Annotated in this window: 15 protein-coding genes and 1 pseudogene; 4 read left to right on the plus strand and 12 right to left on the minus strand. The window is 46.6% G+C overall.

The genetic code is table 11. From position 1 onward, the window contains the following. The 10 genes and pseudogenes from JKY90_05830 to ppa all read right to left on the minus strand — a co-directional run bounded on the left by JKY90_05830 (position 1) and on the right by ppa (position 7425). Positions 1 to 497, minus strand: a pseudogene (locus JKY90_05830) (ubiquinone biosynthesis regulatory protein kinase UbiB). 13 nt (positions 498 to 510) lie between these two features. After that, the gene (locus tag JKY90_05835) at positions 511 to 1155 is read right to left on the minus strand and encodes an SCP2 sterol-binding domain-containing protein (protein ID MBL4851783.1); all 645 of its coding nucleotides are present in this window, start codon (positions 1153 to 1155) and stop codon (positions 511 to 513) included. A gap of 18 nt (positions 1156 to 1173) precedes the next feature. Beyond that, the gene (gene ubiE / locus JKY90_05840) at positions 1174 to 1917 is read right to left on the minus strand and encodes a bifunctional demethylmenaquinone methyltransferase/2-methoxy-6-polyprenyl-1,4-benzoquinol methylase UbiE (protein ID MBL4851784.1); all 744 of its coding nucleotides are present in this window, start codon (positions 1915 to 1917) and stop codon (positions 1174 to 1176) included. 9 nt (positions 1918 to 1926) lie between these two features. Continuing rightward, complete coding sequence (locus JKY90_05845) at positions 1927 to 2283, minus strand: DUF971 domain-containing protein (protein MBL4851785.1); 357 nt, start codon at positions 2281 to 2283, stop codon at positions 1927 to 1929. 25 nt (positions 2284 to 2308) lie between these two features. After that, the gene (hslU, locus tag JKY90_05850; protein MBL4851786.1) at positions 2309 to 3637 is read right to left on the minus strand and encodes an ATP-dependent protease ATPase subunit HslU; all 1329 of its coding nucleotides are present in this window, start codon (positions 3635 to 3637) and stop codon (positions 2309 to 2311) included. 10 nt (positions 3638 to 3647) lie between these two features. Beyond that, on the minus strand, positions 3648 to 4196 hold the full coding sequence (hslV, locus tag JKY90_05855; protein ID MBL4851787.1) for an ATP-dependent protease subunit HslV: 549 nt from the start codon (positions 4194 to 4196) through the stop codon (positions 3648 to 3650). 83 nt (positions 4197 to 4279) lie between these two features. Continuing rightward, positions 4280 to 5200: a tyrosine recombinase XerC gene (gene xerC, locus JKY90_05860; GenBank protein ID MBL4851788.1), complete on the minus strand. Its 921-nt coding sequence runs from the start codon at positions 5198 to 5200 to the stop codon at positions 4280 to 4282. Continuing rightward, positions 5200 to 6003 carry a DUF484 family protein gene (locus JKY90_05865; GenBank protein MBL4851789.1) on the minus strand — a complete coding sequence of 268 codons (804 nt, stop codon included), beginning with the start codon at positions 6001 to 6003 and terminating at the stop codon, positions 5200 to 5202. The genes xerC and JKY90_05865 overlap by 1 nt, the downstream gene beginning before the upstream one ends. Further along, entirely contained in the window at positions 6000 to 6851 is an 852-nt protein-coding gene (gene dapF / locus JKY90_05870) for a diaminopimelate epimerase (GenBank protein ID MBL4851790.1), read from the minus strand. The genes JKY90_05865 and dapF overlap by 4 nt, the downstream gene beginning before the upstream one ends. Before the next feature lie 25 nt (positions 6852 to 6876). Then, a complete protein-coding gene (gene ppa / locus JKY90_05875) occupies positions 6877 to 7425 on the minus strand; it encodes an inorganic diphosphatase (GenBank protein ID MBL4851791.1) in 549 nt (182 codons plus the stop codon). A gap of 145 nt (positions 7426 to 7570) precedes the next feature. Between ppa and JKY90_05880 the strand changes: the two genes are divergently transcribed. Together JKY90_05880 and JKY90_05885 are read left to right on the plus strand one after the other, a co-directional pair. After that, positions 7571 to 8056 (plus strand): sodium/proton-translocating pyrophosphatase, encoded by a 486-nt coding sequence (locus JKY90_05880; GenBank protein ID MBL4851792.1) that lies wholly within the window; start codon positions 7571 to 7573, stop codon positions 8054 to 8056. Between the two features lie 140 nt (positions 8057 to 8196). Next, entirely contained in the window at positions 8197 to 8976 is a 780-nt protein-coding gene (locus JKY90_05885) for a cadmium carbonic anhydrase (protein MBL4851793.1), read from the plus strand. A gap of 73 nt (positions 8977 to 9049) precedes the next feature. Here JKY90_05885 and JKY90_05890 read toward each other — a convergent pair whose 3' ends face one another. Together JKY90_05890 and JKY90_05895 are read right to left on the minus strand one after the other, a co-directional pair. After that, entirely contained in the window at positions 9050 to 9532 is a 483-nt protein-coding gene (locus JKY90_05890) for a cyclic nucleotide-binding domain-containing protein (protein ID MBL4851794.1), read from the minus strand. A gap of 159 nt (positions 9533 to 9691) precedes the next feature. Beyond that, positions 9692 to 10957, minus strand: coding sequence for a 6-phosphofructokinase (locus JKY90_05895; protein ID MBL4851795.1), 1266 nt, complete (start codon positions 10955 to 10957; stop codon positions 9692 to 9694). 221 nt (positions 10958 to 11178) lie between these two features. Between JKY90_05895 and JKY90_05900 the strand changes: the two genes are divergently transcribed. Continuing rightward, complete coding sequence (locus JKY90_05900) at positions 11179 to 12603, plus strand: adenylate kinase (protein ID MBL4851796.1); 1425 nt, start codon at positions 11179 to 11181, stop codon at positions 12601 to 12603. 66 nt (positions 12604 to 12669) lie between these two features. Next, on the plus strand, positions 12670 to 13052 hold a 383-nt coding region (locus JKY90_05905), incomplete at its 3' end, for a porphobilinogen synthase (GenBank protein MBL4851797.1).

A 13052-nucleotide genomic window follows, 5' to 3' on the forward strand; every position in this document is an offset into this window, starting at 1 on the left:
AACGTCACGTTTGATGCGTTTTTTAATATCAGGTCGTACTACTTTAACAATAACGTCGCTACCGTCTTTGAGGTGCGCGGCATGAACCTGGGCGATAGAGGCAGAGGCCAAGGGTGTTTCATCAAAATCTTTATAGATATCACCAATAGCTGCACCCAATTCTTTTTCGATGATGGTGCGTGCGATATCACCGGCAAAAGGCGGCACTTGGTCTTGTAGTTTGGCCAGTTCCTCAGCGATGTCGGGTGCCAGCAAGTCACGGCGTGTCGAGACAATTTGACCAAACTTGACGAAGACAGGGCCAAGCTCTTCCAGCACAGGCGAATGCGCTCACCGCGCGTGCCTTTATCGCGTTTTAGCCAATACCAGGGCGACAAATAGACTAAAAAGCGTATGGGGCGAAATAAATGTGTAGCAAGAATTATTTCATCCAGCCCATGCTTCATTAAGACATAATTGATGTGGATAAGACGAAAAAGTTGACTGGCTTTAATCATTGTTTTTGTGAGTTCAGTTATTGGCGGGGGCTTCTTCTTTTGTTAGTAATTTCTTGCTAAGACGGTTAACGCGTTGTTCAATACGGGCAACATCATTACGCAGTGTATCAACCTCGCCAAGAAACTGCTCCAGCTCATCATGCCCAATGGCGCTGCGGGTTTCATAACGGACATAATCAGTGGCAGTTTGCTCTAGTGATGAGCCAGCCTGTTTTAACCAGTCAAAGAGATGGCGTGCGGCGCTACCCGCTTGATGGGCAATGACATCACCAGTGATTTTGGCTAGCTCACCCTCCCAATCGATTTCAAAGCGATTGATGATTTGTTGGAAGCGTTGACCAAGGTCGGGATCACCGCTAAAACTCACGCCGCTGCTGGCTGGGCCTTTGTCTTTATTTAATCCCATTTGTGCCAGTGCTGTAGGTGTACCACGAATGGTGGCATCGGCTTTGCCGTCGAAATGGGTCAATAAGCGCACACGATGTTCATCTATGTGCATAACTAAGCGTCTATTGAGTTTGTCGAGTTCGATGACAATGATCTTACCGCTGATTTCAGCCAGTTGCTCGCGACTTTCGGGGTCGAGTGCAATACCGCGATTAATGGCAGCTTCTAAAGCAATGGCAAGTCCACCGGGCAGGTCAACATAGTCGCTCATACTAGTACAGTGTCCTGGCTAAAACTTATAAGCGCGATGCATGGCAACAATACCACCAGACAAGTTCATATAATCACACTGATCAAAACCGGCATCGAGAACCATGGTTTTCAGTGTTTCTTGATCGGGATGCATGCGTATGGATTCGGCGAGGTAGCGGTAGCTGTCTTCGTCTTTGGCAATAATTTTGCCGAATAAAGGCAAAAGTTTGAACGAGTAAGTATCGTAAATGCCTTTTAAAAATGAATGGGGTTTTGAAAATTCTAACACCAGCAAACGACCGCCTGGTTTTAATACGCGCTGCATTGAGGCCAGCGCAGTGTCTTTGTTGGTGACGTTACGTAAGCCAAAAGCGATCGTAATACAGTCAAAATAATTGTCGGGGAAGGGTAATTGCTCAGCATCAGCTTGTACATAACGCACACTGCCTAAAATGCCTCGATCGACGAGCCGATCACGACCAACACTTAACATACTATTGTTAATGTCGCTAGCGATAACTAGGCCGCTAGCGCCGACGCGTTGTGCATGTTTGGCCGCGAGATCGCCGGTGCCACTGGCAATATCAAGTACGCGCTCGCCTTCGTGTATGGCACAGACCTCTAATGCAAACCATTTCCACAAGCGGTGCACACCCATCGACATAACATCGTTCATGATGTCGTACTTTGTTGCGACGGAATCAAACACAGCGCCGACTTTTTTTACTTTCTCGTTAAGCGGAACGTCTTTATAACCGAAGTGTGTCGTGTTGTTATCCATAGTTAGGCCTCATGGCTTTCTTTGGTAGCCCAATTTCTTAAGACGATCCAGGTAATCTTGCCATAACTCATCTTGACGTGAGCCTAAATGATGCAGCAGCTCCCAAGTGTAGAGCCCACTGTCATGGCCGTCGTCAAACACTAGTTTGATAGCATAGTTACCGACTGGTTCAATGGCTTTGATGTTAACGTGTTCTTTGGCGACTTGTAGTACCTCCTGGCCAGGGCCGTGGCCTCGTACTTCTGCCGACGGTGAGTAGACACGCAGGTATTCGCAACTGAGTTCAAACACTTCCTCATCAAAATGGATTTCGAGGACGCGTGATTGTTGGTGCAGTTTAATATCAGTAGGAACGGGAACAGGCATAGCGATTACTTTATTAAGAGAAACGCTACAGTATATAACGAGTCAGGTCTTCATCGGCGACCAACTCGGACAAATGCTTGTCGACATAGCTGGCATCAACGGTAACCGTTAAATCGGGTTGGTCAGGCGCGTCAAAGGAAACGCTTTCTAATAGGCGTTCGATCACAGTATGCAAGCGCCGTGCGCCGATGTTTTCGATACGCTCGTTAACTTGCCAGGCGATTTCGGCGATGCGACGGATGCCATCGTCCTTGAATTTAACGCTGACACCTTCTGTGCCCAGCAGCGCTGTATATTGTTGTGTTAATGAGGCGCTGGGTTCGGTCAGAATTTTAACAAAGTCATCAACGCCCAGCGCACTGAGTTCAACGCGGATTGGGAAGCGTCCCTGTAACTCAGGGATAAGGTCTGATGGTTTTGATAGATGAAAAGCACCCGAGGCAATAAAGAGGATGTGGTCGGTCTTTACTATGCCGGATTTGGTGGTAACGGTTGAGCCTTCTACCAGTGGTAATAAGTCGCGTTGTACGCCTTGGCGTGAAACTTCGCCGCCACCATTACTACCTTCACGCTGAGCAATTTTATCGATCTCATCAAGAAAGACGATTCCATTTTGTTCGACGTTGTTCAGCGCTCGCTCTTTGATTTCTTCTTCGTTAATCAATTTGCCTGCTTCTTCATCGGTCAGCAATTTCATTGCCTGTTTGATGGTGACCTTGCGTATTTTGGTTTGACCGCTATTCATGTTTTCAAACAGACCTTGTAGCTGGTTGGTCATATCTTCCATGCCGGGTGGTGTCATGATTTCTATACCTATGTTACCCGCAGCCACTTCGATATCGATTTCTTGATTATCAAGATCACCTTCGCGCAGTTTTTTGCGAAATTTTTGTCGTGTCGAGCTGTGGCTTTCGGTATCGGTTTCTGAAGTGCCACGTGCGGGTGGTAATAAGATGTCGAGAATTTTTTCTTCGGCAGCATCCATAGCGCGTTGTTGTACTTTTTTGGTTTCTTTTTCACGGCCCATTTTAATAGAGATATCGACAAGGTCACGGATGATCGAGTCAACATCGCGACCGACATAGCCGACTTCGGTGAATTTTGTCGCTTCAACTTTAACAAATGGTGCCTCGGCAAGTTTGGCTAGGCGTCGTGCAATTTCGGTTTTACCAACCCCGGTAGGGCCTATCATTAAAATATTCTTTGGTGTGATTTCATTACGCAGCTCTTCGCCAAGCTGGGCACGACGCCAACGGTTACGTAGCGCAACGGCAACAGCGCGTTTGGCATCGGCTTGGCCGATGGTGTGACGGTCGAGCGTTTCGACAATTTCACGTGGGGTCATGCTGGACATGGGGCTTCCTTTAGGTGTTGCTACTATCGAGCTCTTCGATAGTCAGGTTATGATTGGTGTAGATGCAGATATCGCCAGCAATAGACAGGCTTTTTTCAACGATATCGCGGGCATCGAGGTCAGTGTTTTCAAGCAGTGCGCGTGCAGCAGCTTGGGCAAAAGAACCACCCGAGCCAATCGCCATTAATTCGTGTTCAGGTTCAATAACGTCGCCATTACCTGAGATAATTAACGAGGCTTCTTTGTCGACGACACAGAGCAAGGCTTCCAGTCGGCGCAGCATACGGTCCGTGCGCCAGTCTTTTGCTAGCTCGACAGCGCTGCGGGTCAAATTACCTGAATACTTTTCGAGCTTACCTTCAAAACGTTCAAATAAGGTAAAGGCATCGGCAGTGCCGCCAGCAAAGCCAGCCAACACCTTGTCATGGTAAAGCCGCCGTACCTTACGCGCATTGCCTTTCATAATGGTATTGCCGACCGAGACCTGGCCATCACCGCCAATAACAACCTTGCCATTGCGGCGCACAGATAGAATCGTTGTGCCTCTAAATTGGTTCACGAAGCCCTCTCCTGAATAACATAATTAAATACAACGAACAGTCTGACATAGTGGCGGTTAATAACGTACTTTCAAGAGTTTCGCTAGTCTTTGTGTTGACGCCTGGCACGCGGGTGTGCGGCATCATATACCTTGGCCAAGTGTTGGAAGTCGAGATGGGTGTAGATCTGCGTTGTCGATAAATTGGTATGCCCAAGCATTTCTTGTACTGCGCGAATATCACCACTGGATTCCAGTACATGTGTGGCGAAAGAATGGCGCAGTTTATGCGGGTTAAGCCGCGCGCCCAAACCTTGTTGCTTACCCCAATACGCCATGCGCGCTTGCACACTGCGTGCGCCGAGGCGTCTGCCGCGCTGACTAATAAACAAGGCGCAGCTGGTATTGTCTATTTTACACCAATCATTACGTACGTTGAGCCAATTTTTTATGGCGCTAATAGCATAGCGGCCAACGGGCACGATACGTTCCTTATTGCCTTTACCGGTGACGATGATTTCTTGTGACGTGCTGTCTAAAGAATCAAGATTGAGCGCCACTAATTCGGCTAAGCGTAGGCCAGAGGAATACATCAGCTCCATCATGGCGAAGTCGCGTAGCGCGATTTGCTTGTCGGTAACTGAGCCGAGCAATTGCGTAATCTCTTCGGTGTTTAAGGTTTTAGGTAGTGGCTGTGGTGCTTTCGGTGCTTTGATAGCCAGTGCCGGATTATTGCTGATTTGATTTTCACGAATTAAATAATGAAAAAATGTGCGGCAGGCAGACAGTAGCCGTTGCAAACTGCGGGCGCCACTGCCGCGACGATGCAGTTGACTCACCAGGCTACGAATATGATGACTGTCGACGCGTTGCCATTGCACTATTTCGGATTGCTGACAATAGGCTAACAATTGTTGTAGATCACGTTGGTAGTGTTTAATGGTTAACGGAGAAAGCTGACGCTCGCCTTTGAGATGCTGTAGAAACTGAATAATTGCATCGTGTAATGAGGGGTTGGCGGACATTACTTGGCGTTAAGGTCTAGCCAGAGTTTGTGGCTGATTAGCTCGGCGATCCTGGTCAGAAATACCGTGCCCAAATCACGTCGGAAACGATCTTCTCGTGTGCAGCCCAAGCCGATAACGCCAAAGGTTTGTACTCCAAGAGCCTGCTCCCCCGTGTCGAGCACGGGGCAGGCTCCGTGCTCAGCACGGGGCAGGCTCCGCGAAGGCGCGGGGGTGGCCTGCAATGGTAATAGTGCGGCGGAGGCAATCGCATCATGCTGGCCAAAGAACTTATGGATTTGATCGCTGTTAAGTTGGCCACAAACAACTTCGCCGCGTTCTAATTTTTCGAAGTGGCTAGCAATTGCATCGTCGTCACTATTGGTGACTATGACAGAATTCGCTAAGTTATTTGGGGTATGTCCGATACGGTCTTGCAATAAGTGAATGTTAACCCACTTAATGTCAAAATCATTATTTAGGCTGGAAATTATTTCTGATAGGCTAGTAGAAAGGGTATCCGCTGTCAGTAAACGTAAACAAAGCCGATGTATTTTATCGCTGAGTTGTTCGTTGAGTCGCGCATTTTCAGTCGCGTCATGTAGCTCTGCACGCGTTTTATGGTTTTGCATGCGTAATACGCAGACTTGACGTTCTATTAGCGAGCTTGCGGTGCCGCTATCATGTGCTAAGTCGACTTCAGTGAGCACATGAGGGTGTTCATTAAAAAACTTGGGATGGGAAAGCAAGTATTCGGTAACGGTGGCAGCGTTATCTTGGGTAGGTTTTGAGCTGGCTTTTGGTTTTATTTTGTTTTTAGTCACAGCGTTATCTTCCCATTAAATACTGTTTTGGCAGGGCCAGACATAAACAGTGGATCACCTTCGTTACCTGACCATTCGATTTGTAGTTTACCGCCAGGCAGGCTAACCGCAACCTTGTCTTCGACTAAGTCACAACGTCGCGCTGTCGCAACAGCCGCGCATGCACCAGTACCGCAGGCTAATGTTTCGCCAGCGCCACGCTCAAACACACGCAGTTTAATGTGGTCAGGCGCGATTATTTGCATAAAGCCAACATTAACCCCATTGGGAAAGGCAGCATGCGCGCCTAGCAATGTGCCATGTTCACTAACTGGCGCTTTGTCGGTGTTGTCGACATGAATCACGGCATGAGGGTTGCCCATTGAAACAATTGAAAAATGAATAGTGGTGTCGCTAACTGTTATTTGATGCCTATAAAAATTATCGTTTATATGTTCAGCGAAAGACGAATCAAAAGGTAGGGATTCAGCAGTAAACAGTGGTTTCCCCATGTCGACGCGTACCTCACCATTAGCGCTTAGTTTGCTGATTAGGCTGCCAGTTGATGTTTTTAGTTTTAGTGTATTCTTGTTGGTTAATCCGCGGTCATGAGCAAAACTTGTGACGCAACGTGCGCCATTACCACATTGTTGTGCTTCACTACCATCAGCGTTAAAAATACGGTAAACAAAGTCATGTGTATCATCGGTACAACTTTCTAGCAATAGAATTTGATCGCAACCGATGCCTAAATGGCGATCAGCGATGAGACGGCGTTGTACTTCATCAAGCACGATGGTTTGGCTAACTCCGTCGATAACGACGAAGTCATTACCAAGACCATGCATTTTGCTAAATGTAATTTCCATTCAAATATTGTTATAAATTTACCAATTAAAATGCAGGTTTTTCATCGGCGTTATTGTAGCGTTCAACAGAAGTAATGATTTCAGCGCGCGCCTCTGTAGCATCACCCCAACCTTTTATTTTTACCCACTTGTTGGGCTCGAGATCTTTATAGTGTTCAAAAAAGTGAGCGATCTGCGCCAGCAACCCTTCAGGTAAATCGGTGGTTTCATGTACGTTACGGTAGTCGACACAAAGTTTATCATGCGGCACGGCGATTAACTTGGCATCACCACCAGCCTCATCATCCATGTTTAGAACGCCAACTGGCCGGCAGCGAATGACAGCGCCGCTGATTAATGGAATAGGTGTTATCACTAATACGTCCGCGGGATCACCGTCATCAGAGAGCGTGTGTGGGATGTAGCCGTAGTTGCAAGGGTAGTGCATAGCAGCAGTCATAAAACGATCGACAAACATCGCGCCAGTTTGCTTGTCAACTTCGTATTTAACAGGGTCGCTGTGTGCTGGAATTTCAATAATGACATTAATGTCGTTAGGCAGGTCTTTGCCTGATGATACTCGATCCAGGTTCATGCTGGGGTTTCCTCTAGCAATGTAAAAATAGTAAAAAGCAAAGTATTATAGCGCTCTAACTCATTGATGAATAGACATTTATAATCATTTTCGCGCTTTTTGTAAATTACCATAGAAGCACCTAAAATCAGGCAGGTATGTTGGCATCGACTCACATCCGGGCGGTGCTCCGGTACGGACAATTGCCAAGTCAGGTGAAACAGGCCCAGCAACGGTAATAATTTCTGGTCTTGCCATCGGTATGCGGTCTATTGCTATACCCATATTAACCCTATGCGCGATAATCTATGTCACCAGTGAAATGGTGGGGCTCTATGGCGCTGGGCTGGCAGCGGTGGGCATCACCATGGCAATCGATGCCTATGGCTCGGTTGCCGACAATGCCGGTGGTATCGCGGAAATGGCCGGGCTAGGCGAAGAAACTCGCAAGATTACAGGCTCACTGAATGAGTTAGGTAATACCACGGCTGCCATTGGTAAAGGTTTTGCTATTGGCGCAGCTGCGTTGGCGGCGCTGGCCATTATTGCTGCCTACGTTGAAACCGTATCGGCCAATAACCCTGACTTTTCGCTTGCCATCAATGACCCTATAGTGCTTATCGGCATGTTTATTGGTATTGTTTTTACCTAATGATGGAACCTAAAACAAGGTTTACTATATAATGGCTCGGTCATAACAGCCAAATATTACAGGAAATATATTACATGAAACTTAAAATTCAGTACGCTATTGTTACTCTGTTTTTTGCTGTGCTATATGCTGCAAGTAGCATGGCAAGTGGCACACACGGCCATCATGAAGCAGATCAAAAACACGCAGCATCCGTTGAGGTATGCCAGGGGTTTGGCCCGCAGACGCCAAGAGATATCGATGTTAAAGCGGGCGAGAATACGCAACGCTTTTCAACTGTGCCGCGCGCTTCAGAAATGAACCTGTGCAATATTCACTTTCACAATAATGCGGAACATAAAGCCAAAGATTTTTCTATCTATGCTGGCGCAGGTGATAATGGTCACGGTGGTGGTTATCAATGCGGAATCAGCAAATCGCTGACCAAAGCGGAATTAAAAGCGCCTGAGGGGGCTATTTGTAAGGGTCTTGAGCCAGGCGATACAGTGGAGGTGCATTGGGTGCACAGTTCTTGTGACATCACTCCAGGCAAAGGTTTGGGTTCGTGTTTATCAGATACTTGTGCTAACCCGGATTTGCGAGTCGAGACCCAGGTATTTACCTTGGTCAATGATTCGAGCGCACTTAATTTCAACGATTTGACCTATGACGGTAATCAAGTGAATGGTTTGCATCAAGCAAAGATGTTGCCAACGAATACAGGCAAGCCCGTTGAGTTTTTGGGTTCTACTACTGGCCCTAAATATACCCAACAACAATGTTCACCATTGCAGGTTGCTTGGAGTGTGCGTCCTCAATGCGCCAAGCTTGATATCAATAGCCTGGGAGAGTGGTGTCAAGGTAATGTCTTTGAAGAAGATCACGCACATGGTGTGAGAAAACTGGTTGTTAATCCTAAGCTTTTGTCGGAGATTAAATAATAAACTATATTAATATGGTTTATTCTCCCTCCTTCGCCATGGCGAAGGAGGGGTCTAACTAGACTCGAATGTTTTAGTAACGACCTCTGGTCTTCACGATATAATTAGATAAATGCTGGCTTTCTGCGTTCATGCGCATCAAGTTTTTATGCGTTAGGCGGAATAAACCACGCATGAATTTATAGACGACTTTAGGGTGTGTATCGAGTAGGCCTTCAAAGTCTTCGGGCGTCAGCGTGTAAACCGTGGTGTCGCCTTGTGCCTTGAGCGTTGCTTGGCGCGGTGCCAAATCAAGAAAAGCGCGAGTGCCCGCACATTCGCCCACTTTCATGGTGTACATCGTGGTCTCTTTACCGCTAATGGTGCTGTTTACGGTAATGGCACCTTCAGTAAGAATAAACAGGGTATGATCCAGATCCCCTTCATTGACAAGCACGTCACCATTCGTGAATTCATGAACGTTCATGGCAGTAATTAAAGCAACGCAATCACTGGTGTCGAGGTCTTTGCCCAGGTCGGAGTTTTGCATTGCTGAGCATTTGGCTTGTTGGGGCATCGTCGCTATCTCCTTCAATCGATTATTAAATAATACACAAGTATACGTAGAATTTTCGTAAAATCGAATAGCTGCGCGTATTACAGCTTAGTAACAGATCACCATTCATAGCACTACCTTGTGTAAGGTTGTGTGATTTTATCACTTGTGTTTTTAATGCTACTTAATGATAAATTTGGTTCTTAATTTTTTCTTAACAGGGACGTTTTTAAGTTCGACGTACTGTGGTAAGCCTTTTTTATAGGGTGGATAGTCTTCACCAACAATCAGCGGTTGTAGGTATTGCCTGCATTTCTCAGTAATGCCAAAGCCATTACGGCTGATATAGCTGCGTGGCATTATTTTCTCAACATTGGCGACATCAGCAAGATTGGCAACACCAATACCCCAGCGATAGGGCTTATCCGATTTGCGGACAATCGTTGGCATGACGGCGTTATTGCCTTTTAAGGCAAGTTTGACGGCGGCCTTACCAAGAGCGTAGGCCTGTTCAACGTCAGTTTTTGAGGCAATATGCCGCGCCGAGCGCTGTAGATAGTCTGCCACCGCCCAATGGTATTTGTAGCCAAGCTTGGATTTGCAAAGCTCCGCAATAACGGGTGCAACGCCACCCAGCTGTGCGTGACCGAAGGCATCTTTGCCACCTGCTTCGGCGAGAAACTTACCGGCTTTGTTTTTAACGCCTTCTGAAACGACAATAGCGCAATAACCGTATTTTTTAACGCTATCATCAACACGTTTTAAGAAAGCAGCTTGATTAAAGACGATTTCCGGAAACAATATAATATGTGGCGCATCGCCTTTTTTTTCGCAGGCAAGCCCGCCAGCGGCAGCGATCCAGCCGGCATGGCGCCCCATGACTTCGAGGACAAATATTTTGGTTGAGGTTTTTGCCATAGAGGCGACATCAAAGGCCGCTTCGCGTATGGAGATTGCGACATACTTGGCCACTGAGCCAAAACCGGGGCAGTTGTCGGTAATCGGTAGGTCATTGTCCACCGTTTTTGGAATTCCTACACAGGTAATAGGATAATCCAGCGCCTCAGCGATTTGGGAAATTTTATGCGAGGTATCTTGTGAATCACCACCACCGTTATAAAAAAAATAGCGGATATTGTGTGCCTTGAAAACTTCGATTAGGCGTTCATACTCGGCGCGATTTTCATCGAAGCCCTTGAGTTTGTATCGGCAAGAGCCAAAGGCACCAGCAGGAGTGTGGCGCAGTGCGGCGATATTACGCTTTGATTCTTTGCTGGTATCAATCAGCTCTTCGGTCAGCGCACCGATGATGCCGTTACGTCCTGCGTAGACTTTGCCGATTTTGTCTCTATGCACGCGCGCGGTCTCAATGACGCCGCAAGCGCTGGCATTGATAACTGCTGTCACTCCACCCGATTGGGCATAGAATGCATTCGGTTTTGCCATACTCTCTTCCCTCAGCCATTATTTTTTGTCTGATGGTGCGTGATCACAGGGTACTTTGCAAGGCCAGAATAGAGGGATGCGTTGACTTCGCCCTTGTATAAAGAGTAGGTTTACGAGTGCGTAAGTGTATGGTCTTAGGCTAGCAGTTGTAATACGCACATTAAAAAACAATAACTAGTTGAAAAACTTATAATTTTTTACTCTAAGGAGTTAATATCCTAATGAGAGTTGTATTGTTGGGAGCGCCAGGTTCAGGTAAAGGAACCCAGGCTAAGCTATTAATGGAGCAACATCAGGCTCCGCAAATATCGACGGGCGATTTATTACGCGAGGCAATTCGTAATAAAACCCCCTTGGGTGCAAAAGCACGTGCCGCGATGGAGGCAGGGCAGTTAGTGCCTAATGAGGTTGTGCTCGGTATTATTGCTGGCCGGCTGGCTGACGCCGATACTGAAAATGGCTTCATTCTTGATGGTTTTCCACGCAATATAGACCAGGCGCGCGCTTTAGATATCATGCTGCGTGAGTTGGGCAAGCCACTGCAGCTAGCGATAATGCTGGAAGTTGATGCCGATATCTTGCTGCAACGATTGACTGGGCGCCGTACTTGCATCGGTTGTAGTGCAGTGTATAACGTCTACACCTCGCCATCTAAAATTGAAGACCGCTGCGATGACTGTGGTGATGTGCTCAAGCATCGTCCTGATGATAATGAAACGACTATCGAGCGACGGTTACGTATTTTCCAAATACAGACGCAGCCTCTGGTGGCTTATTACCGTGAACAAAGAAAGTTACGGACGATACAGGCTATTGGCGAGGTTAGCGATATCTACGCTGGGATTAATAAGATTGTCAATCAAATTGATCAGATGTCTGTTATTGCTGAAGAGCTTGCTGATCCAGCTGATGAAATTGTTCATGCGCCATCCGTTGTTGTGACTGAACCCTTGCCGCCGATCGTATTGCCAGGCGTGGTGAAAAAAAAGACAAAGGTCAATATGAAACAAGCAGCGGCGAATGATGATAGCGCAAGTAAGCCGAAGCCCGCGATCGCAAAAAAGGCCGTAAAAAAAGTGGCCAATACTAAAAGCACGTTGAAAAATAAAGTAAGCAAAAAACCCACAGTGAAGAAATCAGCAGCGAAGAAAAAAACAGTTAAAAAGAAAGCTGTATCCCCAAAAGGTGGGTTGAAAAAAACAGCGCCCAAAAAGAAGATTGTAAAGAAAAAAATAACCACCAAGAAATCTATTACCAAAAAGGTCGCGCCGAAGAAAAAAACAGTGAAAAAGAAAAACACAAAGAAGAAAGTGATTCACCCCAAGAGCTTGCCCCCGCGAAAGCGTGGGGGCACATTGAAAAAGTCAGCGGCGAAGAAGGCAGTAAAAAATACCGCTCCAAAGAAAAAAATTGCCAAGAAAAATTCTATTGTTAAAAAGCCTAACTCTGCCAAGAGAAAAGTGAACAAGAAAAAAGCGACGAAAAAGAAAGTGGTGTCATCCAAAAGCATATTGAAAAAAGTAACACCTAAGAAAAAAACTGTTAAGAAAAAAGCAGTGAAAAAACCTGCAGTCAAGAAGAAAGTTGTGAAAAAGAAAGCATCTAAAGCCAAAAAACCTGCCGCAAAGAAACGTGGCAGGTCTTAGTAGAGAGCAGATATGTCAGTAGAAGAGTTTGAAGAAGGCCCGATTGTACCGCGCCGTATGCGCCGTATGCGCCGTGATGCATTCAGTCGTCGTTTAATGTGTGAAAACGTCGTCACAGCGAATGATTTAATTTATCCTATGTTTGTTGTTGAGGGGAAAAATCAGCGTCAGCCTGTTGCCTCTATGCCTGGCGTTGAACGCGTTAGCATTGATGAGCTGTTGAAAGAAGCGGCAGAAATATTAGAGTTAGGTATTCCGGCGCTAGCATTATTTCCATTGGTACCTGCAGAGAAGAAAAGCGAAAGAGCAGAGGAGGCCTATAACCCCGATGGATTAATTCAACGCGCAGTCTCTGCTTTGAAAGCAGAGCTCCCTGAGCTTGGCATTATTACTGATGTCGCACTCGACCCCTTTACGACGCATGGCCAGGATGGGTTGTTAGATAAAAA

It is taken from the genome of Gammaproteobacteria bacterium, from assembly GCA_016765075.1.
Taxonomy (GTDB): domain Bacteria; phylum Pseudomonadota; class Gammaproteobacteria.